Origin of the sequence: Halomonas sp. DN3, assembly GCF_024137905.1 — a bacterium.
Classification (GTDB): domain Bacteria; phylum Pseudomonadota; class Gammaproteobacteria; order Pseudomonadales; family Halomonadaceae; genus Halomonas; species Halomonas litopenaei.
The window spans coordinates 2,698,932-2,724,586 of the sequence record NZ_CP099965.1; the positions used below are offsets into that span (position 1 = coordinate 2,698,932).

Annotated in this window: 28 protein-coding genes; 3 read left to right on the top strand and 25 right to left on the bottom strand. The window is 65.1% G+C overall.

Annotated features, from left to right (window positions below; all coding sequences use genetic code 11):
* Positions 1 to 22 precede the first annotated feature (22 nt).
* Together purM and purN are read left to right on the top strand one after the other, a co-directional pair.
* Positions 23 to 1,096, top strand: a complete 1,074-nt coding sequence (gene purM / locus NKF27_RS11705; RefSeq protein WP_108133088.1) for a phosphoribosylformylglycinamidine cyclo-ligase — start codon at positions 23 to 25, stop codon at positions 1,094 to 1,096.
* Entirely contained in the window at positions 1,093 to 1,833 is a 741-nt protein-coding gene (gene purN / locus NKF27_RS11710) for a phosphoribosylglycinamide formyltransferase (protein ID WP_124804864.1), read from the top strand. The genes purM and purN overlap by 4 nt, the downstream gene beginning before the upstream one ends.
* A gap of 117 nt (positions 1,834 to 1,950) precedes the next feature.
* Here purN and dcd read toward each other — a convergent pair whose 3' ends face one another.
* The 5 genes from dcd to NKF27_RS11735 all read right to left on the bottom strand — a co-directional run bounded on the left by dcd (position 1,951) and on the right by NKF27_RS11735 (position 6,527).
* Complete coding sequence (dcd, locus tag NKF27_RS11715) at positions 1,951 to 2,517, bottom strand: dCTP deaminase (RefSeq protein ID WP_045992486.1); 567 nt, start codon at positions 2,515 to 2,517, stop codon at positions 1,951 to 1,953.
* A 159-nt stretch (positions 2,518 to 2,676) separates the two neighbouring features.
* The gene (gene apbC / locus NKF27_RS11720) at positions 2,677 to 3,480 is read right to left on the bottom strand and encodes an iron-sulfur cluster carrier protein ApbC (RefSeq protein ID WP_204248941.1); all 804 of its coding nucleotides are present in this window, start codon (positions 3,478 to 3,480) and stop codon (positions 2,677 to 2,679) included.
* A 177-nt stretch (positions 3,481 to 3,657) separates the two neighbouring features.
* Positions 3,658 to 5,289 (bottom strand): hypothetical protein, encoded by a 1,632-nt coding sequence (locus NKF27_RS11725; protein ID WP_253551778.1) that lies wholly within the window; start codon positions 5,287 to 5,289, stop codon positions 3,658 to 3,660.
* A 248-nt stretch (positions 5,290 to 5,537) separates the two neighbouring features.
* Positions 5,538 to 5,948, bottom strand: a complete 411-nt coding sequence (arfB, locus tag NKF27_RS11730) for an alternative ribosome rescue aminoacyl-tRNA hydrolase ArfB (protein ID WP_045992488.1) — start codon at positions 5,946 to 5,948, stop codon at positions 5,538 to 5,540.
* A 180-nt stretch (positions 5,949 to 6,128) separates the two neighbouring features.
* Positions 6,129 to 6,527 carry a DCC1-like thiol-disulfide oxidoreductase family protein gene (locus NKF27_RS11735; RefSeq protein ID WP_045992489.1) on the bottom strand — a complete coding sequence of 133 codons (399 nt, stop codon included), beginning with the start codon at positions 6,525 to 6,527 and terminating at the stop codon, positions 6,129 to 6,131.
* A gap of 111 nt (positions 6,528 to 6,638) precedes the next feature.
* Here NKF27_RS11735 and NKF27_RS11740 point away from each other — a divergent pair, with 111 nt between their 5' ends.
* On the top strand, positions 6,639 to 7,622 hold the full coding sequence (locus NKF27_RS11740) for a YihY/virulence factor BrkB family protein (protein WP_083970369.1): 984 nt from the start codon (positions 6,639 to 6,641) through the stop codon (positions 7,620 to 7,622).
* Here NKF27_RS11740 and NKF27_RS11745 read toward each other — a convergent pair.
* The 20 genes from NKF27_RS11745 to NKF27_RS11840 all read right to left on the bottom strand — a co-directional run bounded on the left by NKF27_RS11745 (position 7,558) and on the right by NKF27_RS11840 (position 25,612).
* Positions 7,558 to 7,779 (bottom strand): DUF1049 domain-containing protein, encoded by a 222-nt coding sequence (locus NKF27_RS11745; protein ID WP_045992490.1) that lies wholly within the window; start codon positions 7,777 to 7,779, stop codon positions 7,558 to 7,560. The two genes, NKF27_RS11740 and NKF27_RS11745, sit on opposite strands and share 65 nt — an antisense overlap.
* 189 nt (positions 7,780 to 7,968) lie before the next feature.
* Positions 7,969 to 9,411, bottom strand: coding sequence for a phospholipase D-like domain-containing protein (locus tag NKF27_RS11750; RefSeq protein WP_253551780.1), 1,443 nt, complete (start codon positions 9,409 to 9,411; stop codon positions 7,969 to 7,971).
* Positions 9,412 to 9,580: 169 nt separating this feature from the next.
* Positions 9,581 to 10,195, bottom strand: coding sequence for a HupE/UreJ family protein (locus NKF27_RS11755; protein ID WP_253551782.1), 615 nt, complete (start codon positions 10,193 to 10,195; stop codon positions 9,581 to 9,583).
* A 56-nt stretch (positions 10,196 to 10,251) separates the two neighbouring features.
* Complete coding sequence (gene ureG, locus NKF27_RS11760; protein WP_045992492.1) at positions 10,252 to 10,902, bottom strand: urease accessory protein UreG; 651 nt, start codon at positions 10,900 to 10,902, stop codon at positions 10,252 to 10,254.
* A 101-nt stretch (positions 10,903 to 11,003) separates the two neighbouring features.
* A complete protein-coding gene (locus NKF27_RS11765) occupies positions 11,004 to 11,699 on the bottom strand; it encodes an urease accessory protein UreF (protein WP_108133081.1) in 696 nt (231 codons plus the stop codon).
* Positions 11,699 to 12,346, bottom strand: a complete 648-nt coding sequence (ureE, locus tag NKF27_RS11770; protein ID WP_253551783.1) for an urease accessory protein UreE — start codon at positions 12,344 to 12,346, stop codon at positions 11,699 to 11,701. The genes NKF27_RS11765 and ureE overlap by 1 nt, the downstream gene beginning before the upstream one ends.
* 55 nt (positions 12,347 to 12,401) lie before the next feature.
* Positions 12,402 to 14,105: an urease subunit alpha gene (gene ureC, locus NKF27_RS11775; protein ID WP_253551785.1), complete on the bottom strand. Its 1,704-nt coding sequence runs from the start codon at positions 14,103 to 14,105 to the stop codon at positions 12,402 to 12,404.
* Entirely contained in the window at positions 14,102 to 14,455 is a 354-nt protein-coding gene (locus tag NKF27_RS11780) for an urease subunit beta (protein WP_045992495.1), read from the bottom strand. The genes ureC and NKF27_RS11780 overlap by 4 nt, the downstream gene beginning before the upstream one ends.
* Positions 14,456 to 14,529: 74 nt before the next feature.
* Entirely contained in the window at positions 14,530 to 14,832 is a 303-nt protein-coding gene (ureA, locus tag NKF27_RS11785) for an urease subunit gamma (protein ID WP_045992496.1), read from the bottom strand.
* 61 nt (positions 14,833 to 14,893) lie between these two features.
* Entirely contained in the window at positions 14,894 to 15,817 is a 924-nt protein-coding gene (locus NKF27_RS11790; RefSeq protein ID WP_253551795.1) for an urease accessory protein UreD, read from the bottom strand.
* A 256-nt stretch (positions 15,818 to 16,073) separates the two neighbouring features.
* Positions 16,074 to 16,772, bottom strand: a complete 699-nt coding sequence (gene urtE, locus NKF27_RS11795) for an urea ABC transporter ATP-binding subunit UrtE (RefSeq protein ID WP_108448800.1) — start codon at positions 16,770 to 16,772, stop codon at positions 16,074 to 16,076.
* Complete coding sequence (locus NKF27_RS11800) at positions 16,766 to 16,915, bottom strand: hypothetical protein (protein WP_253551796.1); 150 nt, start codon at positions 16,913 to 16,915, stop codon at positions 16,766 to 16,768. The genes urtE and NKF27_RS11800 overlap by 7 nt, the downstream gene beginning before the upstream one ends.
* Complete coding sequence (urtD, locus tag NKF27_RS11805) at positions 16,912 to 17,745, bottom strand: urea ABC transporter ATP-binding protein UrtD (protein WP_045992499.1); 834 nt, start codon at positions 17,743 to 17,745, stop codon at positions 16,912 to 16,914. Before urtD ends, NKF27_RS11800 begins: the two co-directional genes overlap by 4 nt.
* The gene (gene urtC / locus NKF27_RS11810; protein ID WP_253551797.1) at positions 17,742 to 18,917 is read right to left on the bottom strand and encodes an urea ABC transporter permease subunit UrtC; all 1,176 of its coding nucleotides are present in this window, start codon (positions 18,915 to 18,917) and stop codon (positions 17,742 to 17,744) included. Before urtC ends, urtD begins: the two co-directional genes overlap by 4 nt.
* Positions 18,918 to 18,920: 3 nt before the next feature.
* Positions 18,921 to 20,555 (bottom strand): urea ABC transporter permease subunit UrtB, encoded by a 1,635-nt coding sequence (urtB, locus tag NKF27_RS11815; protein WP_253551798.1) that lies wholly within the window; start codon positions 20,553 to 20,555, stop codon positions 18,921 to 18,923.
* Positions 20,556 to 20,656: 101 nt separating this feature from the next.
* Positions 20,657 to 22,012 (bottom strand): urea ABC transporter substrate-binding protein, encoded by a 1,356-nt coding sequence (gene urtA, locus NKF27_RS11820; protein ID WP_083970372.1) that lies wholly within the window; start codon positions 22,010 to 22,012, stop codon positions 20,657 to 20,659.
* Positions 22,013 to 22,412: 400 nt separating this feature from the next.
* Positions 22,413 to 23,507, bottom strand: coding sequence for an isocitrate/isopropylmalate dehydrogenase family protein (locus tag NKF27_RS11825; RefSeq protein WP_253551799.1), 1,095 nt, complete (start codon positions 23,505 to 23,507; stop codon positions 22,413 to 22,415).
* A gap of 110 nt (positions 23,508 to 23,617) precedes the next feature.
* On the bottom strand, positions 23,618 to 24,187 hold the full coding sequence (locus tag NKF27_RS11830; protein ID WP_253551800.1) for an N-acetyltransferase: 570 nt from the start codon (positions 24,185 to 24,187) through the stop codon (positions 23,618 to 23,620).
* A 227-nt stretch (positions 24,188 to 24,414) separates the two neighbouring features.
* Positions 24,415 to 25,089: an FMN-binding negative transcriptional regulator gene (locus NKF27_RS11835; RefSeq protein ID WP_301271156.1), complete on the bottom strand. Its 675-nt coding sequence runs from the start codon at positions 25,087 to 25,089 to the stop codon at positions 24,415 to 24,417.
* A 61-nt stretch (positions 25,090 to 25,150) separates the two neighbouring features.
* Positions 25,151 to 25,612 carry a GNAT family N-acetyltransferase gene (locus NKF27_RS11840; protein ID WP_253551803.1) on the bottom strand — a complete coding sequence of 154 codons (462 nt, stop codon included), beginning with the start codon at positions 25,610 to 25,612 and terminating at the stop codon, positions 25,151 to 25,153.
* Between the last annotated feature and the right edge of the window lie 43 nt (positions 25,613 to 25,655).

The following is a 25,655-nucleotide window of genomic DNA, read 5'->3' on the forward strand; positions in this document are numbered from 1 at the left end:
GACCGACTCCACAGGATCTGTCATGACCGACTCCTCCTCCTCCCCCGAAAGGGCTTCGCTCAGCTACAAGGACGCCGGTGTCGATATCGACGCCGGCAACGCCCTGGTCGATCGCATCAAGGGCGTCGCCAAACGCACCACCCGCCCCGAGGTAATGGGCGGGCTGGGAGGCTTCGGCGCGCTGTGCCAGCTGCCCAGCGGCTACCGTGAGCCGGTGCTGGTCTCCGGCACCGACGGGGTCGGCACCAAGCTGCGCCTGGCCATGGACCTGGGCCGCCATGACACTATCGGCATCGATCTGGTTGCGATGTGTGTCAACGACCTGGTGGTCGCCGGCGCCGAGCCGCTGCTGTTCCTCGACTACTATGCCACCGGCAAGCTGGACGTCGATATCGCCGCCGACGTGGTCAGCGGCATCGGCGAAGGCTGCGAACGTGCCGGCTGTGCTCTGGTCGGTGGCGAAACCGCCGAGATGCCCGGCATGTACGAAGGCAGCGACTACGATCTGGCCGGCTTCTGTGTCGGCGTGGTGGAGAAGGACGAGATCCTCGATGGCACCAAGGTCGCCGCCGGTGACGTACTGCTGGGCCTGAGCTCATCCGGTCCTCACTCCAATGGCTACTCCCTGATCCGCAAGATCCTCGAGGTGGCTGACGCCGACCTGTCCACCGACATCGACGGCCAGTCACTGGGTGACGCCCTGATGGCGCCGACACGCATCTACGTCAAGCCGCTGCTGGAACTGCTGCGCCACGACGACTATCAGGTCCACGCCCTATCCCACATCACCGGTGGTGGCCTGCTCGAGAACCTGCCCCGGGTGCTGCCCGAGGACCTCACCGCCCACGTCGATACCAGCCTGTGGCAGCGCCCTGCGGTGTTCGACTGGCTCAAGCAGCAGGGCAACGTGGACGAACATGAGATGCACCGCGTGCTCAACTGCGGCATCGGCATGGTGCTGGTGGTACCTGAAGATCAGGCCGACCAGATCCGCGCTCACCTGCAGGCCCAGGGCGAAGGCGTCCATCGCATTGGCCACATCGCCGCGCGCCAGGGCGACGAGGAGCAGGTGCAACTGGAGATGCCGGCGTCATGAGCGAGGGCGTGAACGAGGGCGAGCTCAACGGCTTCACCCCGGAAGAGGCCACCCAGCCACGGGTGGTAGTGCTGATATCGGGGGGTGGCACCAACCTGCAGGCCCTGATCGACGCCCAGAGCCACGACGAACTGGGTGGCGAGATCGTGGCCGTGGTGTCCAATGTCGCCGACGCCTACGGTCTGAAGCGGGCGCGTGATGCCGGCATCAACGCGGTGGCCCTGCCCCACCGCGAGTACGACAGCCGCGAGGCCTTCGACGGCGCCCTGATCAAGGTGATCGAGCGCCACGAGCCTGACCTGGTGGTGCTGGCCGGCTTCATGCGCATCCTGACGCCACGTTTCGTCCAGCGCTTCATGGGACGGATGATCAACATCCATCCGTCGCTGTTGCCGGCCTATCAGGGCCTGCACACCCACGCCAGGGCACTGGCCGACGGCATCGACGAGCACGGCTGCAGCGTACACTTCGTCACCGAGGAACTCGATGGCGGGCCGGTGGCGATCCAGGCCGTGGTCAAGGTCAACAAGGATGACACCGAAGAGACCCTCAAGGAGCGAGTGCTGAGTCGTGAGCACCTGATCTTCCCGATCGCGGTACGCTGGTTCCTCGAGGGTCGTCTGCGCCTGCAGGGCGACATCGCGACCATCGACGGCCAGCCGCTGCCGCCGGGCGGCATGCGACTGTCCCACGAGGACGCAGCCGAGGAACTCGACGAAGACGACGAGTCCCGGTGAAATCTGGCCGCGCTGTCGCCTGAAACAACAAGGCCCGCCGAGCGATCGGCGGGCCTTGTTGTCTGTGGGCCTTGCATGCAGCAGTCGCGTGAGCGGTAAGCCCTCGCCTCTTCGCACTCAGGTGCGCGGCAGAGTCACTCCACGCTGGCCCATGTACTTGCCGCCACGATCGGCGTAGGAAGTGTCACAGATCTCGTCGGACTCCAGAAACAGCATCTGTGCCACGCCCTCGTTGGCGTAGATCTTGGCCGGCAGATTGGTGGTGTTGGAAAACTCGAGGGTCACGTGACCTTCCCACTCCGGCTCCAGCGGCGTCACGTTGACGATGATGCCGCAACGCGCATAGGTGGACTTGCCCAGGCAGATGGTCAGCACGCTGCGCGGGATGCGAAAGTACTCGACGGTCCGCGCCAGCGCGAAGGAGTTGGGCGGAATCACGCAGACGTCGCCCTTGATGTCGACAAAACTCTTCTCGTCGAAGGCCTTGGGATCGACCACCGCCGAGTGAATGTTGGTGAACACCTTGAACTCGTCGGCGCAGCGTACGTCATAGCCGTAGCTCGAGGTCCCATAGGAGATGACCCGCCGGTCGTTGACGTAGCGAACCTGATCGGCCTCGAAGGGCTCGATCATGCCTTCGTTCTCGGCCATGCGGCGGATCCATTTGTCGGACTTGATGCTCATGGGACTTCCTGCTGGGTGCTCGAAGAGTGGACGCGTTCGGTGGGGCCACATGATAGCGGCCCCTCGCTGCCACGTCACGATGCAAAGGTGATAGGCGCCTGACAGGCGCTTGATGAGGATCAGCCGGCGACGCCGCCAGGCGTCATCCTCCGCTGGCCCTTACTCGCTGAAGCTGATGCTCGGCCCCTGGTCGCCACCGTCACCGTCGATCTGCTCGGCCACCTGACGCGCCATGGTGCGGAAGGTCGTCGCCACTTCGCCGTCGGGCTCGGCGACCACGCTGGGACGTCCACCGTCCACCTGCTCACGAATGCCCATCGAAAGCGGCAGGCGCCCCAGCACCCGGGTATCGTACTCCGCAGCGATGCGCTCTCCGCCCCCCTCGCCGAAGACCGGCTCACTGTGGCCGCACTTCGAACAGGTATGCAGGCTCATGTTCTCGACCACGCCCAGCACCGGGACCTTGACCTTGCGGAACATCTCGATGCCCTTGCGCGCGTCCAGCAAGGCGATGTCCTGGGGCGTGGTGACGATCACCGCGCCGTCCACCGGTACCTTCTGGGCCAGGGTGAGCTGGATGTCACCGGTGCCTGGCGGCATGTCCACGAACAGATAGTCCAGGTCGCTCCAGCGTGTCTGGTTGAGCATCTGCTGGAAGGCTCCCGCCACCATCGGGCCACGCCAGACCATGGGCTCGCGAACGTCGACCATGAACGCCATGGACATGGCCTGGATGCCGTGGGCCTCCAGCGGCAGGAACTGGTTCTCGCCGCTCGCCTGGGGGCGCACGCCTTCGCCGACTCCCAGCATCTGCGCCTGGCTGGGCCCGTAGATATCGGCGTCGAGAACGCCGACGCGATAGCCTTCGGCGGCCATGGCCAGCGCCAGATTCACGGTCACCGTCGACTTGCCGACACCACCCTTGCCCGATGCCACGGCAACGATATGCTTGACCCCTTCGATCACGTCTCGCTCCTGTTTCCAGATGGGCGCGGTTAATCCGCCGGGCCAGTATAGGGCCCAGGCGGCGCGAGGTTAAGCGAAGCGGGACCGCCAAACGCAGCGGCGGGCCCGAAGGCCCGCCGCTGTTGCTTCCCGCAAGCTTGCCGACGTCACCGCCGGCAACCGTCTCGCTGACGCTCAGTTGGTGCTTTCGGTGCTGGCGTCGTCGGTGACCGAGGCTGCCGCATCGCGCACCTTCTCGGCAGCCTGACGGGCCACGTCCTTGACCGTCTCGACGGCCTCGGCGGCACCGGAGGCTACCTCATCGGTCCACTGGGTAGACGACTCCTCGCCCTCGGCGGCCGCATCGGCGGAGCCCTCTTCGCTGGCCGCATCCGCCTGGGAAGCGTCGGCGGAGGAACCTTCCCCGCTCTGGGAGGCGTCGGCAGAAGCCTGATCACCCTCGCTGCCACCCGGGGTCTTCTCCATGGACTCGGACGAGGCCACGTCCTCGTCCTCGGCGGCGCTCTCGTTGGAGCCCTGCTCGCTGGCCGAGGCCGCGCTGTTGCCCGAGGACTGAGAAGAGTCCTGCTCCTGCGACGACTGTTCCTCTGCCGCCGACCGCTTCGCCGACTGAACGGCGATATCGGCCTGGCTCATGCCATCACTGCTCTGGTCGCCGCTGTTTTCGCCGCCACCACTCTGGTCGCCATTGCTCTGGTCGCCACCCCCGGAGCTGATGACCTCGACGGAGCCGCTGCTGCTTTCGCCCTGGGACGAGGCCTGCTCATCGGCACTACCCTCGCTGTCGCTGCCTTGACCGGAGGATGCGCCGTCAGAGAGCTCGGCGGTGGCACGATCGAGGTTCTCGAGCTCGATGCGCCAGGTGTCGAGTTGATTGTTGAGACGAGCCAGACGCTGGCGACGCTCGTCGGCACGGGCCTCGAGTTCATCGATCCTGGCCTGCAGCTCATCGCGGCGGGCGACCGCTTCCTCGGCACGGGACTCGGCCTGGCGAACACGCGCCTCGGCCTGCTCGCGTTGCTCGGCGGTGCTGGCCAGCGTCTGCTCGAGGCGGGCCTGGGCCTGCTCGGCCTGCTTCTGCGCCTCCTGCTGCTGGCTCTCGAGGCTCGCCACTTCTTCCTCGAGTGAACCGACGGCGCTCTGCATCTCTTCGATGGAGCTTTCCAGATCACTCAGGCGCTTCTCGGCGTCATCGACCTCTCCGGTCAAGGACTCAGCCTCGGACTTGAGCGAATCACGACGCTCCACCAGCTGCTGCTGTTCGTTCTGCGCCTCTTCCAGACGATTGCGCGCCGCCACCAGGTCGGACTGCAAGGATGCCTGGGTGGATTCGAGTTCCTTGAGATCGGCCTGTACCTGGGCGGCCTGCTCTTCGGCTGCCGCCTGGGCGGTACGCGCTTCGGCCTCCTCGGCCTTCAGGGTTTCGAGCTGGGCACGCATTTCCTCAAGCGAGGTCTCGGCCTCTTCCCACTGGGATACCTGGCTCTCGAGCTCGGCACGCTGGGCTTCCAGGGTAGCCTGGCTCTCTTCCAGCCCGGACACCTGCTCGCGCAGGGTCTCGACGCGTGACTCGCTGGCATCGAGTTCCTTGGTCAGGGCAGTGCGTGCCTCGCCGTTGGAACTGGCGCTGAGCTGGGCACCGATGGCCCAGATCAGGCTGACGCCGGCCACCGCCGCCAGGCCCTTGACGCGGTTGTCCTTGAACAGCTCCTTGGCATCCTTGCCGGAGGCTGAAGACTGGGTCGCCTCGGAGGTGTTGCCATCCTTCTCGGTGTTGTTGTCCTTGTCGGGATTGATCTCTTCCATTCGGGGGTCTCCCTTGGGGTGGGACGGGTCCTGAGGTTCGAGGACCAAAGTGATCACAGCATACTGCCTGACTGCGGGCGCGTCAGGGGTGTGCTCCATCAAAAATACGCGCTAGCGAGCATTAGAAAATTGCCGTGTACCCTATCCGAGCATGTTTTCCGCAGAGCGTCGAGCCCCATTACCGAAGCGCAGGAGTCTGCGGAAAGCCGCCCTCACAAGCGTTCAGGATGCAGCGCCTGTTCGACGCACTACGTCTCCGGCTTGCCGCGTAGCGACTTGAGCTTGCCCCGCTGCTTCTTGCCTTCGAGGCGACGCCGCTTGGCCGCCTTGCTGGGCCGGGTGGCGCGACGCGCCTTGGGAATCACCAGTCCCTGCTGCAACAGCGATTTCAGCCTCGCCAGTGCCGCTGCGCGGTTGGCCTCCTGGGTGCGTTCCGACTGGGCCTTGATGATCACCACTCCGTCCTGGGTGATGCGATGATCATTGAGCGCCAAAAGGCGCTCCTTGACGTCGTCAGGCAACGACGATGCCTGAATATCGAAGCGCAGATGAATCGCCGAGGCGACCTTGTTGACGTTCTGGCCGCCGGCTCCCTGGGCACGAATCGCACTCATGGCGATCTCGCTATGAGGGACCGACAGACGTCGACTTAGTTGCATCTTGCCTCCCTCCTGGTGGCTTGTGATAAATGACGGTAGATGAACGGCGTTGGTGGCCAGTATCGCTGGTCGGTGCCGATGCCCGGTGCTGATACCCAGTGCTGATGCCCGTTGCCGATGCTCAATGTTGATGATCAACGCCAGGCCGTCGGCGGCCCCATCCGGTGGGAGCGACACACTTCAAGGCCTGATCGGACCGACGCCGAGCCCCTTGAGCATGACACGACGAACGGCCTTGAGCAGCGGATAGCTGAGGCGTGCTCGCCGTCTCGACGACAGCCACCACAGCATCCCACGCGACAACGGACCTCGACCTCGCCCGGCCACTGCCGCCATACGTACCGCCTGATCACCATGGTAGCGCTCGTCGCCGAGCTCCAGCACCATACCCTCGTCCAGGCGACAGCCCAGACGCTCCAGACGCCGGACCTCTTCGGGGTGATGGCGCGCATCAACGAGATCCAGCCGTCCCTTGGACAGTCCGTAGCGCGACACGAAGCTCCGACACAACGGACACTGTCCATCGTAGATCAGCCTGGCGTCGGATTCGGTGCGGGATTCCTGGTCTGCAGATGCCACTCGTTCCTCCCGGCGTACACCCGCCCTTTGACCATCTGGTTGGGCAAGGGTTTGACGCTGACACTGGCTCCCAGCGTATCATGCCCTATCCCTCAAGGACGATTCGGGCCCATGACAGCACCGCGCTGGTACCAACACGCCGTCTTTACTCTGCTGCCACGGCTCGCCTTCTTCATGTGGCGGGTGCTGACCCACTTTCTGCATAATCGGGGAATGCTGCTGGCGGGCGGGGTCGGCTTCAATATTCTGCTGTCCACCATTCCGCTGTTCGCACTGATGGTGGTGGCGATGGCTCAGGTCGTGGACGAGCAGCAGCTGCTCAATGTGATCGCCATGCAGGCACGCCACATCGCCCCGACCCACGCCGAGGTGATGCTGGAGTCGGTGCGCGCACTGCTGGACTCCCGCGACGCGATCGGCATCTACGGCATCCCGGTGCTGCTGATCTTCAGCTCCTTCGCCTTTCGCATGCTGGAAGACGCCCTGGCGCTGATCTTCAGAAAGCCCGACGTCAAGGACACCCGCAGCCTCTGGGTCTCCTTCCTGTTGCCCTACGCCTTCATGCTGGTACTGAGTGCGGCGCTGCTGGCGCTGGCCATGGCGGTCAGCCTGGCCAGCACCCTCAATGGACTGTGGATGGCGCTATACGGCCGTGAGCTGCCCATGGCCTCGCTGTCGGAGCCGGCCCTCAACCTGACCAGCTTCGTCGGCGTCTTCCTGCTGTTCAGCGCCATCTACAAGGTCCTGCCGGTGGTACGCATTTCCCTGAGGCGCGCCCTGGCCGGGGGCTTTGCCGCCGCCCTGATGTGGGAAGGGGTCAGGATCGCCCTGGTCTACTACTTCGCCAACCTGTCACTGGTAAGCGCGGTCTACGGCCCCCTGGCGACCCTGATCGTGGTGCTTCTGAGCCTCGAGATCGGCGCCGTGATCCTGCTGCTGGGCGCCCAGGTCATCGCAGAGCTCGAGCACAACTGCCGCCTCGGCCTGCCCTGGCACCAGGACCCTCGAAAGCGCTCGCGGGTCGATGCCCTCAGCGGCGCTGCGGCTCCTTGCCCTGCAGGCGACGAATCAGCCCCATCAGGCCGCGACCGCTGATCATGCCCAGCAGGTAGATCACCACCACCAGCAGGGCCATCGGCATGGCAATGGTCCAGCCGAGCAGTTTCACCTGCACCATCTCGATGTTCTGCACCACCAGGATGGCGATCAGCGCCAGGATCACGACCTTTACCACCAACCAGAACTTTTCCATCGAAGACTCTCCTTGTGCCCGACACGGGCGTTGCGATGTCGCCACGCCGAGCTCGAAATTGTGTCAAATCGAGCGTCGGCCAGCGTGTGAAACATGGTCGCGGGGTGGCGGACTGTCAAGCTGGCCGGTCGAGGCACATCCTGCTCCCGCGTCGGTATCTCCACCGTCCTGCACAGCCCACCAGCGAGGTCAGAAGGTGGACAGGCCGCTGGCCTCCATCAATCGATAGCGCCAGCCATCGAACCAGCCAGCCTCGTCCCGCGGCGCCCAGGCTCGGCTGGTTCGACGTCCCTCGCTCGAGTCCCAGCGCTGGTCGAACCAGGCGCCGATATCGTCGATGGCGACGACTCCTCGCCCTTTTAGCAAGACGCTGCTTTCAAGATTGAAGTCGTCGAGATTGCGTCGGGTCAGGTTGGCCGAGCCCAGAATCACGGCGTCCGCCAGCTCGTCCTTCGCCGGGCCCCTTCTCACCAGCACCACCTTGCTGTGGCACTGCTCACCGTCGGTGACACACCAGCGCACCTGAACGCCCGCGTCCAACAGCTCTTCGGCCACCGGCTGATTGGGCAGGCCTCCCTTTTCGAAACCGAAGGCCTCACGGTTGGGGTCGAGCAGCACCCGAACCGCCACTCCTCGCCCGCTGGCCTCCTTCAGCGCCTCGACCACCCCGCGGTGGGCGACATAGAAAGCAGCGACATCCAGCCGATCGCCGGCGACGGTGTCATCGACCTGAGCGAGCACGGCGTCACGGATGGCGGCTTCGGTCAGCAGTTGCGCCATCGCGCCATCCGATGGCTCGGCCTCAGGTGCTGGCGGCTGCGATAACTCGACGCCGGACCAGGACGCCACCTCGGCCTCCGAGGCGATGACGTCATGGGCGACGGGGCCATCGATCCTCAGCGCCACGTTGGAGTGCAGGCTACTGCCGTCGTGAGGATTGGCCGAGGTGATCAGTGTCGACCACCCTTCGGCGTGATCCACCGTCAGCGTCTTGCGATGATTGGCGCGAAAATTGAGCAGCGCCAGGTAGCTTCTCAGGGTCACCGGCTCGCCACCGAAGGCATTGGGCAGCCAGCCCCCGTCCGGGTCGTTGCCAAGCCGATCCAGTCCCAGATGCCAAAGGCCTGACCACAGCGGGTTGGAGGCGCGCAGGCGATCGAGACGGGTGATGGCAAGCTCGACCCCCGCCGCCTCCAGGCTCTGATAGAGCGGCACCCGCTGGCCTCCATAGAGAGTATTTAGGGGGTCGGTGATCACTACCACTCGCGGCGCCGGTTGGCGCTGGCGGGCGGCGATCAGCGCATCGGCAAGGCGTTCGGCCAGGGGCAGAAAGTCGCCCCCGCCACTGCCCTCGAGGCGATTGAACAGGAACATGTCGACGACGATCAGCCGGCGGGCACCCTCGATCATGTTGACCGCTTCGTCAAAGATGTGCTGATCAAGATGGCGACGGCCACCCTCGTCATACCAGGTTCGATCGGCGAGAAATTCGACCTCGCCCACTGGCCGCTCGGGCCAGGCCTTGCCGACGTTTTCCGGTAGTGGCTTGATACTCTGCCACAGCCCCATCCCCGCCCAGGCGACCAGCAGTACTGCCCCGCTCCATTTGATCGTGCGTCCCAGCCTGGCCATAGCGTCCTCTTGGCGAATTCATCCGTGGCGCACGAGCATAGCCCAAAACGTTTCACCCACACACGTACCCGTCTCCGCCGTCGCAGGCAGGGCGATGCAGCAGCCTCAAACGCTCGCGCCCGGCACAGGGCCGGGCGCGAGAGACCATCGACGGTCAGTGGGAGATCGCTCAGCTCAGCGCCAGCACCCCACCGCAGACCGCGATGGCAGCGCCGAGGGCACGCACCAGGCGCTGTTCGCGGTTGGCCAGCCAGCCACCCAGCACCCGCGCCAGCATGGTGATGGCAAGCGTCGAGGCCGAAAAGCCCACCACGTAGGCGACGAGTGAGGCGGCTGCAGGCATCTCGGCGCCGTGGGCGATGCCATGCATCGTCATCAGGGCGATCACCAGGCCTCCGCCAAGCGCTGCCGGCAGACGCATCAGCGCCGCCACCATGACCCCGGCGATCAGCACCGACAGCGCAATTCCCCCTTCCACACCGGGCAAGGCGCCGGCGGGAAGCGCGCCGGACAGCGCCAGACCAGCCCCGGCCAGCATGCCAGCCAGTGCCATCAGCGGGGTAAAGCGTCGCATGGCTGCCCCCTGCCCCAGACTCCACAGGCCAATAGCCGCCATCGCCAGCAGGTGATCGAGCCCTAACCAGGGGTGCATCAGGCCGGCGGCAAGGCCGCCATGCTCGACGCCGTGGCCGGGGTGCGCCAGCGCCAGCGGTGCGACAAGGCCAGCGGCCATGGCGCCAGCGAACGCCAGGGAACGGGAAGAAACACGAGAACGCTGTGTCATGACAGACTCCTTGTTGACTGAGAACGCAACGCTTCGGCTGCGTGGTAACGGGCGATTCAGGCTTCCACTGCCTCGGCTCGCCGGTCGGGCAACATGCCCCGCTCGAGAATGAAACCAATGATGGTGTCGAGACCGACGCCGTCATACAGATTGGTGAAGACGAAAGGACGTTCGCCACGCATCTTGCGCGAGTCACGGTCCATCACCTCCAGCGAAGCATGCACCTGCTCGGCAATGTCGATCTTGTTGATGATCAACAGATCCGACTTGGTGATGCCCGGCCCGCCCTTGCGCGGGATCTTGTCACCCGCGGAGACGTCGATAACGTAGAGCGTCAGGTCCGACAGCTCAGGACTGAAGGTGGCCGACAGGTTGTCGCCGCCGGACTCCACCAGCACCAGTTCGAGCCCAGGATGGCGGCGGTGCAGCTCGTCGATGGCCGCCAGGTTCATCGAGGCGTCCTCGCGGATCGCGGTGTGCGGACAGCCGCCGGTTTCGACGCCGAGGATGCGATCCGGCGACAGCGCCTCGTTGCGGGTCAGGAAGTCGGCGTCTTCCTTGGTGTAAATGTCGTTGGTCACCACGGCGATATCGTAGTGATCACGCAGGGCCCGACACAGCTGCTTGAGCAGCGCCGTCTTGCCCGAGCCCACCGGGCCGCCCACGCCGACGCGCAGGCACTGGGAGGGAGTGGTTGAAGTGGTCATGGTGTTCTCCTGCCTGTCATGTAAGGCCATTCCCCGACGTGTCGAAGACCGGAGAATGGCGCCGTCGATACCCCGGTATCGATGGCATCGTTGTCACTCGCTCAGCTGCGAAACAGCCGCGAGTACTGGGTTTCGTGCAGGCCGCTGGCCAGGGCGAGCCCCGGCAGCGCCGGCCCCATGTCGTCATCGTCGATGATCAGGGCACGCCCCACCGCCTCGACCAGCGCCGGACGCAGCCGCTCGACCAGTCGCTGGGCCGCGGTATGCCCGAGCGGCAGCGCCTTGCAGGCTGCCGCCAGCTGGTTCTCGAGCCAGGCCCAGGCAAAGCCCAGCATGGCCTGTCGCGGCGGCAACCCGCGGGCTACCGCCAGGGCGCTGAAGGCGGTCACATAGCCAGGCTCGTCAGGCAAGCCGACTTCGGGCGCCAGCCCCAGGCTGCGCATCAGGCGCACCAGCGACGCGCCCAGCTGGCGATCCTCCTCGCGCAGCTCTCGGGTCTCGCGTACCGCCCCCAGCCAGCAGTCCCAATGCGCCACCCTATCCTCGTCGCCCTGCTGCCAGGCCTCGACGAGTCGCGCCAGGGCAGGCAGTTCCGCCACCGCCAGGCCATCCTCCAGCACGCCCTCGAGCCAGTCGCCAAGACTCTTCTCATCGTGAACCCAGCCCAGTTCGAAGGCGCTCTCGAGCCCCTGGGACCAGGCGAAGGCGCCGATCGGCAACGCCGGGCTGACCAGCTGCAGCAGCCCCAGCAGGGCCAGATCATCGTGCGCCTGTGACGCAGACTCGATCCCGGCCATCAGGTGATCCCCTGAGCGTGGCTATGTGAGGAGCCATGTGAGGAGCCATGTGAGGAGCCATGTGAGGAGCCGTGTGAATGGCCATGCCCGTGCGAATGCCCGTGCCCGTGCCCGTGCCCATGGTCATGAGAATCGCTGTGCGAATGCCCATGCGAATGCCCACCCATGGTGTAGGCGCCCGGCTCGGGATCGAAGGGTGCCTGGTGGTGCTCGAGCCGCGCACCAAGCCGCTCGGCCAGCTCTTCCAGCACATGGTCCGGCGCAAAGCGCACGTAGCAGCAGGCGTCACCCTGGTACTCGCCCTCGCCGATACCGAGGGTCACGTGGCGGTTGCCCAGGTGGTAGCACAACCGAGCCAACGCAAGGCCAGCGTCCGGCCCCGGCGCGACCCAGGCGGTCACCACCGGTTCCGGCGCAGCGATGACCCGGACGCGGCTGCCATCATCGGCCTGAAGACCGTCGCCGTGGCGCAGCACCGGCCCGCGTTCGAGAAACAGACCCGCCGCACGCCCACTGTCCAGGGTCACCCGCAGGCGCCCCTTGATGCGATCGTCGTAGCTCAGGGTCAGGGTGTCCTGGACGCCGTCTTGCCCTTCGCCGACGGGCAACGGCCCGAGCCGGCGGGTCAGCGACAATAGCGAACTCATGGATGACTCCTTGGTACTGTCAGCGGCACTGTCGAAAACCGTCATCATCGCTGACTCAAAAAAGGTGATAGCGCTGGGCCAACGGCAGCACGTCCAGCGGTTCACAGGTCAGAAGCTCGCCATCGCAGGTGACCTCGTAGGTCTGGGCGTCGACCTTGAGATCCGGGCAACGGTCATTGAGCTTCATGTCGCCCTTGCGCACCGCGCGCACATCCCGGCAAGCCACCAGGCGGCTTTGAAGCCCCAGCCGATCCTTGAGCCCCGCATCCAGCGCGGCCTGAGAGACAAAGCTCACCCGGGTCGCTGCGGCGGCCTGGCCCAGCGCCCCGAACATCGGACGGTAGTGCACCGGCTGGGGAGTCGGGATAGAGGCATTGGGGTCGCCCATGGGGGCCATGGCGATCATTCCCCCCTTGAGCACCAGCGCCGACTTGACGCCGAAGAAGGCCGGGTCCCACAGCACCAGGTCGGCCAGCTTGCCCACCTCGACAGAACCGATCTCATCGGCCAGGCCGTGGGTGATGGCGGGGTTGATGGTGTACTTGGCCACATACCGGCGGGCACGCAGGTTGTCGGCGCCACGTTCTTGATCTTCCGGCAGTAAACCACGCTGCACCTTCATCTTGTGAGCGGTCTGCCAGGTCCTGCACACCACCTCGCCGACGCGTCCCATGGCCTGGGAATCAGAGGCGATCATCGAGATGACGCCGAGGTCATGCAGGATGTCCTCGGCGGCGATGGTCTCGCGGCGAATGCGCGAATCGGCGAAAGCCACGTCCTCGGGAATATTGGGGTCGAGGTGATGACACACCATCAGCATGTCCAGGTGCTCGTCGACGGTATTCACCGTGTAGGGCCGGGTCGGGTTGGTCGACGACGGCAGCACATAGTCCTTCGAGCAGGCGGTGATGATGTCCGGTGCGTGGCCGCCTCCGGCGCCTTCGGTATGGTAGGTATGGATGCCGCGCTGCTTGAACGCCGCCAGGGTGTCCTCGACGAAACCGGACTCGTTGAGGGTGTCGGTGTGGATCGCGATCTGGACGTCGTAGCGCTCGGCCACGCTCAGGCAGGTATCGATGGAGGCCGGGGTGGTCCCCCAGTCCTCGTGCAGCTTGAGCCCCATGGCGCCCGCTTCGATCTGGGCCTCCAGCGCTTCAGGCAGGCTGACGTTGCCCTTGCCGAGCAGACCGATGTTCATCGGCAGGCTGTCGCAGGCCTTGAGCATCTGGTGGATGTGCCAGGCCCCCGGCGTGCAGGTGGTGGCGTTCGATCCGGTGGCAGGCCCGGTACCGCCCCCCAGCATGGTGGTGATGCCGCTGGCCAGGGCCTCGTCCACCAGCTGCGGACAGATGAAGTGCACGTGGGCGTCGATGGCGCCGGCGGTGAGGATCTTGCCCTCGCCGGCGATGACCTCGGTGCCGGGTCCGATCACGATGGTGACGTCCGGCTGGGTGTCTGGATTGCCGGCCTTGCCGATGGCGGCGATGCGCCCCGCCTGAAGGCCCACGTCGGCCTTGACGATGCCCCACCAGTCAAGGATCAGGGCATTGGTGATGACGGTGTCCATCACCGTCTGGTCGAGACGCTGGCTCTGCCCCATACCGTCACGAATGACCTTGCCACCACCGAACTTGACCTCGTCGCCGTAGTGGGTGGCGTCCTTTTCTACCTCGATCCACAGCTCGGTGTCTCCCAGGCGCACCCGGTCGCCGACGGTGGGGCCATAGATGTCGGCATAAGCCTGACGGCTAATCTTCATCGGGCGTCCTCCTGGCCGCTGTCGCCGCTGGGTGCACCGGCATCGTCCAGCGCGCCCATGACTTCACCTCGAAAGCCGTAGATATGACGACGCCCGGCGAAGCTCACCAGGGTGACCTCACGGCTCTGCCCCGGCTCGAAGCGCACCGCGCTGCCGGCGGCCACGTCCAGACGAAAGCCCCGCGCCCTGTCGCGATCGAACGCCAGTGCCGGGTTGGTCTCGGCGAAGTGATAGTGGGATCCGACCTGAATCGGTCGATCTCCGCGATTGGCCACCTCCAGCGTGACCCTGTCGCGACCCTCGCACAGGGCGATGTCACCGTCCTTCAGTTGGTATTCTCCGGGGATCATCCCGCGCCCTCCCTATTGGTATCAGCGTATGAGCCTGTCGCGTCGTCCCCGGATCAAGCCGGGGCCTGGCAGCGTCACGAGATCGGGTTGTGCACCGTTACCAGCTTGGTGCCGTCAGGAAAGGTGGCCTCGACCTGCACCTCGTCGACCATTTCCGCCACCCCTTCCATTACCTCGTCACGCCCCAGTATCTGGCGCCCTCGGCTCATCATCTCGGCCACACTCAGGCCTTCCCGGGCACCCTCCATGATCTCGCAGCTGATCAAGGCCACCGCCTCGGGATAGTTCAGCTTGAGCCCCTTGGCGCGTCGCCGCTCGGCCACCAGGCCAGCGGTAAACAGCAAGAGCTTGTCCTTGTCACGCGGTGTCAGCTCCATCCTTTCATCCTCGATGTTGGTCAGGGTGGCCAGGGGTCACCTGGCCCGCCCGGCATGGCATTCAGGTAAACCAGATGCGTGGCACACAGGCCTCGCGATCCATCAGCATCGGACGCAGCAAGGTCCAGGCCGCCTCGCACAGCGACCAGGCCTCGCGCCGCGAGTGACCGAGGTAGCGCAGCAGCAGGACGCCATCACGCACAGTGACGGCCCAGCGCTCGGCTTCACCAGCGCCGGGACTGCCGGCAAGGTCACTCCCTCCCTGCCCCAACCCTTGGCGCAGACGTTCGATCGCCGCGGACTCGTCTTCGAGCCCGACCGCCCACAGGGTTGCCTGGACGCTGCACCCTCGCTGCCCCCAGGCGCCGTGAAAACGACGATGGTCAGGGTCGAGGGGCTGGCGCTCGATCCACAGCGGTCGTCCGTCCCGGGACAGCCGGAAGCGCTGCTCGAGGTGGCCACTGGCAAACGGCAGGTCACTGGCCGGCCGCCCCAGCGCCAGCACCTCCCAGCCCAGGCAGCGGGCGCTGCCGGAAAGCTCGATCTCGGTGGCCTGCACCCCTCGCGAGCCGTCGAAGGCGATGGTTTCCTGGGGCAACCACTCGAGCAGCCCGCTCTCCTCGACCACCAGACGAGTGCGCTGGGACCAGGCCACGGCGTTGCGGTCGGCCCGATACAGCTTGTTGGCCGCCGGTGTGGTCAGCAGTGCCCGCGCGCCCGCGCCCACCCGCGCCTGGATATCCAGGATATCGCCGCTGACCAGGCCCCCCGGGGGATGCAGCAGATAGACGTGGCAGGTGCCGTCGCGGCCTTCGGGATAGAAGGGACGCTGCACCCGCAGGGGGCCGCGATGATCCACCCGATAGAGGCGAGTGGCCTGGCCATCATGGCGAAAGCCGAGATCGAGGCTGGCCTCCCAGCGCCGTCCTGCGTCGAAACGATGGCCGTGCCGATCGGTCGAATCCTGTGTTGTCTGCGCGCTCATGGCTCTCCCGGGCGGTCCGTCGAGTCGGCGTGGCAAGCGAAAGTAAAAAAGGCCACCACCATTGCCCAATCAAGGTGCAAGCCCCGTACCAGCTTCCCGAATCTCTATTTTTCTACTTATTTTTCAATTTCTTATAGAACAACCAAGGATTGCACCAGAGAAAAGCACGCCTTTGGTCGCGCACAAAAAAAGTGCGCAACCTTACGATTGCGCACCATTGATGTGCAGCGATTCACCCTGATTGACGCGCTACCGCTCAGACGGTCAGGTAGCGCTTCACCACGGCGTCGTCGAGCTCACCGATATCACCGACGGCGACTCTCCGCCCGCGATCGAGGATGGCGAAGTGGTCGGCGAAGCGTCGGGCAAAGGGCAGTTTCTGCTCCACCAGCAGCACGGTCAGCCCATCATCGGCGATCAACCGACGGATGACTTCGCCGATCTGGGCGACGATATTGGGCTGGATGCCCTCCCCCGGCTCGTCGAGGATCAACAGCTTCGGCTCGATCACCAGGGCGCGCCCGATCGCCAGCTGCTGCTGCTGACCGCCGGACAGATCGCCGCCACGCCGATGGCGCATCTCCTTGAGCACCGGGAACAGCTCATAGATCCGTTCGGGCACCTGGCGCAGGCCATCGCCACGGGCGGCAAGGCCAGTGCGCAGATTCTCCTCCACCGTCATCAGCGGAAAGATCTGGCGTCCCTGGGGCACATAGCCCACGCCCAGGCGTGAGCGATCCTCGAGGCGACGGCTTTCCAGCGCGACACCGTCGGCGTAGCGAAGCTCACCGCCGGTGATCGGCACCTCGCCCATGATCGCCTTCATCAGGGTGGTCTTGCCGACGCCATTGCGACCCAGCACACAGGTACAGGCCGCCCTGGGCACGTCGAGATCGAGATCCCACAGAGTATGGCTCTCGCCATAGAACTGATTGAGCCCGCGAATGCTCAGCATCGATCCACCTCCTTGCCCATCTCCTGCACCCACCGGCCGCAGACCTTCGCCCACAGCGTGGCCAGCCTGCCGCGGGATGCGCCGTCCGCCCAGTACAGCGCTCTTACCGAAGACTGCTGAGGTACCCGCTCCAGTCCGATCATGCCGCCTCCTCGTCGCCACCCAGGTAGACCTCGATCACCCTGGGGTCGCTTGCCACCTTGTCCATACTGCCCTCGGCCAGCACCGAGCCCTGATGCAGCACCGTCACCGTGCGCGCGATCGAACGCACAAAGCCCATGTCGTGCTCCACCACCACCACCGAGTGCTTGCCGGCGAGGCTCAATAACAGCTCTGCGGTACGCTCCATCTCCTGCTCGGTCATCCCCGCCACCGGCTCGTCGACCAGCAACAGTCGAGGGCGCTGCATCAACAGCATGCCGATCTCGAGCCACTGCTTCTGTCCGTGGGACAGGATGCCCGCCTGGCGGCGACTGAGCGACGCCAGACCCACCGTCTCGAGCACCTCCTCGATTCGCGCCAGCACCTCCCCGGTCATGCGCGCCTTGAGCGTCGGCCACAGACTCTTGTCCATGGCCATCGCCAGCTCGAGGTTCTCGAACACCGTCAGCGCCTCGAACACCGTGGGCTTCTGGAACTTGCGCCCGATGCCGAGCCGGGCGATCTCCGGCTCGTTCTTGGTCAACAGGTTGTGGCGGCTGCCGAACCACACGCTGCCCTGATCCGGGCGCGTCTTGCCGGTGATGATGTCCATCATGGTGGTCTTGCCGGCCCCGTTGGGGCCAATGATGCAGCGCAGTTCGCCGTCGTCGATGGTCAGGTTGAGATCATTGATGGCCTTGAAGCCGTCGAAGCTCACCGACACGTCCTCGAGATAGAGGATCGGGCCGTGGCGTACGTCGACCGGCGATTGTTCCGGGACCAGGAAGTCGAAGACCCGATCGCGATCGGCCAGGCTCTGAAGAAAGCTCATGAGGTGGCCTCCCTGGGGGTTGCATCTAGCGTGTCGGTTGGCGTGTCGGCTGGCGTGTCGCTGTCATCGTCGCTGCCTTGCTGGCGAGAGCGTGACAAAAGCCCGGCGATGCCCTGAGGCAGCAGCACTGTCACCAGCACGAACAGCGCACCGAGCGCGAACAGCCAGGCCTCCGGCATCACCCCGGTAAACACGCTCTTGGCGTAGTTCACCGCCAGCGCACCGATCACCGCGCCATAGAGGGTGGCACGGCCACCCAGCGCCACCCACACCACCACCTCGATGGAGAACAGCGGCGAGAACTCGCTGGGGTTGATGATGCCCACCTGGGGCACATAGAGGGCGCCTGCGACCCCGGCCAGCATGGCCGAGACGACGAACACGAAGAGCTGATAGCGCTCCACCCGGTAGCCGAGAAAGCGGGTGCGGGACTCGGCGTCGCGCACCGCCACGCAGACCCGCCCAAGCTTGCTGACCACGATGGCACGGCACAGCAGGAAACCCAGCGCCAGCGCCACGCCGGATGCGATAAATAGCCCCAGTCGAGTGGCGTCGGCGGACAGGTCGAAGCCCAGCAGTTCCTTGAAGTCGGTCAGGCCGTTGTTGCCGCCAAAGCCCATCTCGTTGCGGAAGAACGCCAGCATCAGCGCAAAGGTCAGCGCCTGGGTGATGATCGACAGATAGACCCCGGTGACCCGCGAACGGAACGCCAGGAAGCCGAACACCAGCGCCAGCAGGCCCGGCGCCAGCAGCACCATCACAAAGGCAAAACCGGCCATGTCGAAGCCAAGCCAGTACCAGGGCAGGCTGTCCCAGTCGAGGAACACCATGAAGTCCGGCAGCAGTGGATCGCCGTAGACACCGCGGTCGCCGATCTGGCGCATCAGGTACATGCCCATGGCGTAGCCGCCGAGGGCGAAGAAGGCGCCGTGGCCCAGGCTGAGAATCCCCAGGTAACCCCAGACCAGATCCACCGCCACCGCCAGCAGCGCATAGCACAGGTACTTGCCCAGCAAGGTAACGGTATAAGTGGAGACGTGTAACGGATGCTCCGGCGCCAGCAGCAGATTTGCCGCCACCACCAGCGCCATGGTGGCACCGAGCACCGCCAGGAAGATCAGAGTCGACCGCTCGCCGAACGGGCGAGCCAGCCATAGTCGGGATGATGGCATCGCTCAGCCCTCCGCCGCGCGGCCCTTCTGGGGAAAGAGTCCCCTCGGGCGCTTTTGAATGAACAGAATGATGAACACCAGCACCAGGATCTTGGCCAGTACCGCCCCGGCCCAGGGCTCCAGCACCTGATTGATCACCCCCAGCGAGAGCCCCGCCACCAGGGTGCCCCACAGATTGCCGACCCCGCCGAACACCACCACCATGAAGGAGTCGATGATGTAGTTCTGGCCGAGGTTGGGACCGACGTTGGTGAGCTGTGACAGCGCCACCCCCGCAAGGCCAGCCACCCCCGACCCCAGCGCGAAGGTCAGGATGTCGACGCGGGTCGCGCGAATGCCCATGGAGCGTGCCATGGCACGATTCTGCGTCACCGCGCGTACCTCCAGCCCCAGCCGGGTGCGGCGCATCACCAGCATCAGGGCGGCAAACACCAGGATGGCGAAGCCCAGCACATAGAGGCGATTGAGGGTCAGCGACAGCGCCTCGTTGATCACCAGCGAGCCGCTCATCCACTCGGGCGTCACCACGGTACGGTTGAGCGGTGAGATCAGGGTGCGCACCAGCTGCTGCAGGATCAGGCTGACGCCGAAGGTCGCCAGCAGGGTTTCCAGCGGACGCCCCTTGAGGAACTGGATGACGCCTCGCTCGATGGCCACGCCCACCAGCGCCGCCACCAGAAAGCCCGCCGGAATCGCCAGCAGCAGCGCAAGCCCCGGCTGACCCGGCAACAGCTGCTGCATCGCCCAGGTGGTGTAGGCCCCCAGCATAATCAGCTCGCCGTGGGCCATGTTGATCACCCCCATGACGCCGAAGGTGATAGCCAGGCCGATCGCCGCCAGTACCAGCACCGAGCCCAGCGACAGGCCGAAGTAGAGCGTCTCGGCGGCGCGGTTGAGCTTGAGCGCCTGCTCGCTTTCGGCCAGCGCCGCCTGGGCAGCTTCCGCCAGCGCTACATCGTCGCTGCGGCTGGCCTGCATCAGCGCGGCCCTGGCCTGGCCATTGAGGCTACCGGACAGCGCCTCGACCGCCGCCACGTCCCCCTGTTCGACCCGTGCGATGGCGATGGCCTGCTCCAGGGTCGCGGCCACCTCGGGGTCGCTCTCGGCGGCGGCCAGCTCGCTCAGCGACTCGACGGCGTCAGCCTCGACCTCGCCCAGCAGATCCCGCGCCGCCGCCAGCCGCTGGGCAGGGTCGTCGACACGCAGGTCGATCAGCGCCAGGGTGCTGTCCAGATAGCCCCTGAGACTGTTGTTGATGGAGACGCGGTCGAGCTCGCGGCGCGATATTTCGCCCGCCGGCTCCAGCGTCAGGGCGTCGGCCACGGGCCAGTTGCGACCGCGATTTTCCAGTACCACGACGATAGCGCCGCTGTCCTTGACGCGGGCGAGCTTGCCCTCGGCAAAGCTCTCGAGCCAGCGCCGGGCGCGCTCGTCACCGCTCTCGGCGATGGCGTCGATGGCCGCTTTCTTGTCGCGGAAGCTGGACTCGGCCAGCGCCGACAACAGCGCCGGCCCCTGGTCGGAAGAAGCGGCCTTAGAAGCGCCGGCGTCCTGAGCCCAAGCCTGGCCCAGCCCCAGGGCGACGAGGCAAAGCAGCACCAGCGCGCTCAGCCAGTGACGACCTGCAAGTAGATTCATGGTGAGGTCCCTTGAGACACCCGGGTGCCGACGGCACCACGGGCAGGGTTGGCGTGATCCGGGCCGGTGCGCCGTGCACACCGGCCCCTTGTCGTTATGTTCTATTCGCTGGAGGCGACGTCTGAGCCACCACCGCAGCTACCCTGCACCACGTTGTAGTTGCCGCACTCAAGCGGAGCACGCCAGTCGCTGATCAGATCGCGGGAGCCTTCCAGATAGTCGGACCAGGCGTCGCCGGCCACCGTGGACGGGGTCTGCCACACCACCGAGAACTGGCCATTGTCCTGGATCTCGCCGATCAGCACCGGCTTGGTAATGTGGTGGTTGGGCATCATGGTGGCGTAGCCGCCGGTAAGATTGGGCACCGAGACGCCGATGATCGCTTCCTTGACCGCATCGACATCGGTGGTCTCCGCCTTGCGCACCGCCTCGGCCCACATGTTGAAGCCGATATAGTGGGCTTCCATGGGGTCGTTGGTGACGGCGTTGTCGTCGCCGGTGTAGTCGTACCAGGCGTCGATGAAGTCGTAGTTGACGTCTTCATCCACGCTCATGAAGTAGTTCCAGGCCGCCAGGTGGCCGACCAGCGGCGCAGTGTCGAGACCGGACAGCTCCTGCTCACCCACCGAGAAGGCCACCACCGGGATATCCGAGGCCTCGACGCCCTGGTTGGCCAGCTCCCGATAGAAAGGCACGTTGGCGTCGCCATTGATGGTGGAGACCACCGCCGTCTTCTTGCCGGCACCACCGAACTGCTTGATCTCGGAGACGATGTTCTGCCAGTCGGAGTGACCGAAGGGGGTGTAGTTGACCATGATGTCCTCGTCGGCCACGCCCTGGGACTTCAGGTAGGCTTCGAGGATCTTGTTGGTCGTGCGCGGATAGACATAGTCGGTACCGGCCAGCACCCAGCGCTCAACACCGACCTCGTTCATCAGGTAGTCCACCGCAGGAATCGCCTGCTGGTTGGGCGCAGCGCCGGTGTAGAAGACGTTTTCGGAGGATTCCTCGCCTTCGTACTGCACCGGATAGAACAGCAGACCATTGAGCTCCTCGACCACCGGCAGCACCGACTTGCGCGACACCGAGGTCCAGTTGCCGAAGATCACGTCGACCTCTTCCTGCGCCAGCAGCTCGCGGGCCTTCTCGGCAAACAGCGGCCAGTTGGAGGCCGGGTCCACCACCACCGGCTCAAGCTCGCGGCCGAGCAGGCCACCCGCTTCGTTCTGCTGCTCGATCAGCATCAGCATGGTGTCTTTCAGGGTCGACTCGCTGATCGCCATGGTACCGGACAGGGAATGCAGGATACCGACCTTGATCGGGTCCTCCTGGGCCAGCGCCGGTGCGGCGATGGCCAGCGACAGCGTGGACACGGCCAGGCTGGCCAGCGCCTTTTTAGAAAGCGCTTTGGAACGGTGGGCACAAACCTGCGTAGAAGAGATCGAAGCGGTGGGCATGGGAAACCTCCAGGGGTTGCCTTGTCGTTGTGATGGACCATCGTCGAGAGGGAGCCAGGCGGTTCAGGTAAAACCGCTGTATCGCTCAGGCCTGACGTCTTGCGACGTCGACCTCCATCACCACTTCAAGCAAGTCCCATGCCAGCCATATAAAACATTTATAAATTCCAACATTACGTCGGCCAAGACGGGGGCTTACCCACCCCGCCTTGCGCCACAAGAGAGCATCTCGCGCCACCGGGGCGCACCATTGCACCATGCATGGTGCACTTCGCTCCCCCGCCCCCTGCTTCTGCACCACTACAGCGCCAAGCACCGGTGCAGCCCGCCACGGCCGGCACCAGAATGGACCACATATCTATCACTGGCCCACTCTGTTCAATCTGCCGCGTTAGTACCATTACGCTGGCAGACGGTCGAGCTGGCGGAGCACCTGTTCGGTAAAGGCGCTGCAGCCGGTATTGCCGCCGAATTCCCGGGGCCGATACCGGCCATCGGACAGTACGCCGTCCACCGCTTGACGCAACCGACCGGCGGCGTCAGACAGACGATCGTCGGCGTGCTCCACCGCCAGCCATTCGAGCATCATGGCCCCGGACAACAGGGTGGCAATGGGGTTGGCGGCGTCCTGCCCGGCGATATCCGGGGCGCTGCCGTGGGCCCCCTGGAACAGACCGTGGCGATCGCCCAGTTCCGCAGACGGCGACACCCCCATCCCGCCGACGGTGGCCGCCCCCAGGTCCGAAATGATGTCACCGAACAGATTCTCGGCGACGATCACGTCATAGAAGTCCGGACGCTTGACCAGGTGCACCGTCATGGCGTCGACGTAGGCATAGTCGAGTTCGACGTCATTGAACTCGGCGCCTACCTCGTCGCACACCTTGCGAAAGAAGGCGTAGCTTCTGAGGATGTTGGCCTTGTCACAGACAGTAAGCCGCCGCTTGCCGTCCTTCGGTGCGCCCTGACGTCGCCGTGACAGCTCCAGGGCGAAGCGCGCGACTCGCTCGGTGCCCTTGCGGGTAATCACCAGGCTGTCGCTTGCCATCTCGTCGCGCAGCACCACCCCTGCGCCGCGACTGGCGTAGAGGCCTTCGGTGTTCTCGCGCACGATGACATAGTCAATGGTACCGGGCTGATGGTGTCTCAGCGGCGACTCGACCCCGGGCAGCAGGCGGATCGGACGCACGTTGGCGTAAAGGTCCAGTCCGAAGCGCAGCTTGAGGTGCAGGTCGTTGCCCACCTCGGTCCCGTCGTCGTAGGTCACCCCCGGCAGCCCGGCGGCGCCATGCAGGATGGCGTGACTGGCCCGACAGGCGTCCAGCGTCGACTGGGGCAGCACCTCGCCGGTCTTGTCATAGTGCCCCGCCCCACCGTCGAGCCAGTCGAAACGTAGCACGTCGCTGCCCAGCAGCGCTTGCAGTACTTGCACCGTGGCGCCCGCGACCTCCGGGCCGATACCGTCACCAGCGATGGTGGCAATTCGATAACTCACAGAGATTCCCTCGTCTTGTTGTTGTCCATTGATGGTGGCCTCGCAGTATCGTGGTGCAGCGATGTTCTATCCATGGGACCTTATGGTCGATGGCGATGGCGATGGCTACGTCAGAGATCACGCCGCATGATCAGATCCCTGTCCACCACATCGCCCATCTGAAAACTGTGGGTGCCTACCTCGACAAAGCCCCGGGAGCGATAGAAGGCGATGGCGGGATGATTGTTTTCCCACACGCCCAGCCAGACGAAGGCCCTGGCCTGTTCTCGCGCCTCGGTGATGGCCTTGTCGTACAGCATCTTGCCAAGCCCTCGGCCCTGGGCCTCGGCCAGCAGATAGATGCGCTCGATCTCGAGACCATTGTGCTCGCTCAGATCGGTCTGGGCCTCCCCCCAGTTGAGCTTGAGATAGCCGACCGCTACGGGCCCCTTGGCAACGCCCTCGCGCTCCTTTCCCGCTTCACCCGTCTCGCTGCGGCCGGCCTCTTCCAGCAGCCAGAATCGCGACTGTGGGCAGGCCAACTCGCGCTGCACCCTTCCCAGGTCAAAGGCATCACTCAGATAGCGCTCCATGGTCGCTTTCGAGTAAAAGTCGACAAAGGTCTGGTAAAAGGTCCGGCGCCCCAGGGAGGCCAGCGTTTCGGCGTCCTCGAGCGTTGCCTGCCTCAGGCAGTCATTCATCTCGCGTCCTTGCTCCATCGTTGTTGCCCCATCGTTGTTGCCCCAGCGGGTGGAATCATCGCTGCTGATCGCCACACAGCACGGCAGCGTCACGAGCCGAACGCCCATCCCCTCGAAGGCCTTCGCGGATACCCTCGCGTTCTTCCTGGGCTTGTGCTGCCGGGCTTGTACTAGTCAGCCAAGTGCTTGCCCACCAGTCGCCCGATCTCGAATGCCAGTCCAAGGGGTCAATCGCCTTCGTACCTTGGCGCTGGATCATCTCCACACAGCACGGCAGCGTCACGAGCCGAACGCCCATCCTCTCGAAGGCCTTCGCGGATACCCTCGCGTTCTTCCAACGGCTTGTGCTGGCTGGCCTTGTGTTTGCCCACCAGGCGCGTCACCTCGAGCTCCACCCCCACAATGCCACGCCGCATCCCCTCCAGGTAGTCTTCGGGGGCGTCGTCCACCGCCCAGGGCGCTTCCCGGCCCGCCTCGAAGCGATCGACCAGCGACGTCAGGTGCGAGGTGAGCCAATCGCTTTCACGCTGGAAGGCGAGCCGGCCATGGGCATGCACCACCTGGTAGTTCCAGGTCGGCACCACGCGACCATGGCGGCGCTTGTCGGGATACCAGCCAGGCGAAATGTAGGCGTCAGGGCCATGAAAGATCGCCACCGCCTCGATCGCTCCCGCGTCTGCTCGCTCACCCTCACCCTCACCCAGCCGCCAGAGGGCGTTGGCGCGGGCGATATGTCCACGCAGCACCAGCGCGCCCTGTGACGTCTGCTCGACCATCAGCGGCAAGTGGTCGATACACACCCCCTGGTCACCGTCGGTGACCAGGGTCGCAAAGGGATAGGCTCGGACCACCGCCATCATGGCGTCTTCGTCGGTCATGGCGAAGTGTCTTGGCTGATACAAGGGTCACGCGCTCCTTCAGAGTGGTTGGCATCCATCAATGTTGACTGCGAGAAGTAGAAGTTTATGTGCCCGCAGGGTCATCCAGGTTCAGGGTATAGGCGTAGAAGGCGTCGTTGCGTTGCCAGTTAAGTGACTCATACAGCGCCTGGGCGGTGTGGTTGTGGGTCTGCGTATTGAGCGTCAACTGCCCGACACCCTGCTCCCTCGCCAGGTTCGCGGCGGCCTCCATCAGCTCACGGCCGATCCCCTTGCCACGCGCCTCGGGCGCCACGAACAGGTCGGCCAGGGTCCAGCGCGGTCCCACCCGTACCGTGGATAGCGTCGGATAGAGCTGAACGAAGCCTTCGAGCACACCCTCGTTGTCGCTGACCAGCAGGCGCGAGTCGGCGAGCGCGAAGCGCGTCTGGAGAAAGTCGCGGGCAGCCTGGATGTCGCTTTCCTGTGAATAGAACACCCGGTAGCCATCGAGCAGCTCACTCAGGGGTTGTAGATCGGCGATACAGGCAGGACGAACATGGTTCATGAGTCACCTATCACATTGGCGGTCGTGTGCGCCGGCTGGCCAG

What these genes read in the sequence shown, in the direction of transcription:
- ureE (WP_253551783.1), bottom strand. Translation starts at nt 12,346, where the DNA reads ATGAGTTCGCTATTGTCGCTGACCCGCCGGCTCGGGCCGTTGCCCGTC.
- NKF27_RS11790 (WP_253551795.1), bottom strand. Translation starts at nt 15,817, where the DNA reads ATGAGCGCGCAGACAACACAGGATTCGACCGATCGGCACGGCCATCGT.
- purN (WP_124804864.1), top strand. Translation starts at nt 1,093, where the DNA reads ATGAGCGAGGGCGTGAACGAGGGCGAGCTCAACGGCTTCACCCCGGAA.
- arfB (WP_045992488.1), bottom strand. Translation starts at nt 5,948, where the DNA reads ATGCAACTAAGTCGACGTCTGTCGGTCCCTCATAGCGAGATCGCCATG.
- urtE (WP_108448800.1), bottom strand. Translation starts at nt 16,772, where the DNA reads ATGCTGAGCATTCGCGGGCTCAATCAGTTCTATGGCGAGAGCCATACT.
- urtD (WP_045992499.1), bottom strand. Translation starts at nt 17,745, where the DNA reads ATGAGCTTTCTTCAGAGCCTGGCCGATCGCGATCGGGTCTTCGACTTC.
- NKF27_RS11725 (WP_253551778.1), bottom strand. Translation starts at nt 5,289, where the DNA reads ATGGAAGAGATCAATCCCGACAAGGACAACAACACCGAGAAGGATGGC.
- NKF27_RS11745 (WP_045992490.1), bottom strand. Translation starts at nt 7,779, where the DNA reads ATGGAAAAGTTCTGGTTGGTGGTAAAGGTCGTGATCCTGGCGCTGATC.
- ureC (WP_253551785.1), bottom strand. Translation starts at nt 14,105, where the DNA reads ATGAAGATTAGCCGTCAGGCTTATGCCGACATCTATGGCCCCACCGTC.
- NKF27_RS11840 (WP_253551803.1), bottom strand. Translation starts at nt 25,612, where the DNA reads ATGAACCATGTTCGTCCTGCCTGTATCGCCGATCTACAACCCCTGAGT.
- ureG (WP_045992492.1), bottom strand. Translation starts at nt 10,902, where the DNA reads ATGACCACTTCAACCACTCCCTCCCAGTGCCTGCGCGTCGGCGTGGGC.
- purM (WP_108133088.1), top strand. Translation starts at nt 23, where the DNA reads ATGACCGACTCCTCCTCCTCCCCCGAAAGGGCTTCGCTCAGCTACAAG.
- urtA (WP_083970372.1), bottom strand. Translation starts at nt 22,012, where the DNA reads ATGCCCACCGCTTCGATCTCTTCTACGCAGGTTTGTGCCCACCGTTCC.
- NKF27_RS11800 (WP_253551796.1), bottom strand. Translation starts at nt 16,915, where the DNA reads ATGATCGGACTGGAGCGGGTACCTCAGCAGTCTTCGGTAAGAGCGCTG.
- urtC (WP_253551797.1), bottom strand. Translation starts at nt 18,917, where the DNA reads ATGCCATCATCCCGACTATGGCTGGCTCGCCCGTTCGGCGAGCGGTCG.
- NKF27_RS11830 (WP_253551800.1), bottom strand. Translation starts at nt 24,187, where the DNA reads ATGAATGACTGCCTGAGGCAGGCAACGCTCGAGGACGCCGAAACGCTG.
- NKF27_RS11740 (WP_083970369.1), top strand. Translation starts at nt 6,639, where the DNA reads ATGACAGCACCGCGCTGGTACCAACACGCCGTCTTTACTCTGCTGCCA.
- NKF27_RS11750 (WP_253551780.1), bottom strand. Translation starts at nt 9,411, where the DNA reads ATGGCCAGGCTGGGACGCACGATCAAATGGAGCGGGGCAGTACTGCTG.
- NKF27_RS11780 (WP_045992495.1), bottom strand. Translation starts at nt 14,455, where the DNA reads ATGATCCCCGGAGAATACCAACTGAAGGACGGTGACATCGCCCTGTGC.
- ureA (WP_045992496.1), bottom strand. Translation starts at nt 14,832, where the DNA reads ATGGAGCTGACACCGCGTGACAAGGACAAGCTCTTGCTGTTTACCGCT.
- urtB (WP_253551798.1), bottom strand. Translation starts at nt 20,555, where the DNA reads ATGAATCTACTTGCAGGTCGTCACTGGCTGAGCGCGCTGGTGCTGCTT.
- dcd (WP_045992486.1), bottom strand. Translation starts at nt 2,517, where the DNA reads ATGAGCATCAAGTCCGACAAATGGATCCGCCGCATGGCCGAGAACGAA.
- NKF27_RS11765 (WP_108133081.1), bottom strand. Translation starts at nt 11,699, where the DNA reads ATGGCCGGGATCGAGTCTGCGTCACAGGCGCACGATGATCTGGCCCTG.
- NKF27_RS11755 (WP_253551782.1), bottom strand. Translation starts at nt 10,195, where the DNA reads ATGACACAGCGTTCTCGTGTTTCTTCCCGTTCCCTGGCGTTCGCTGGC.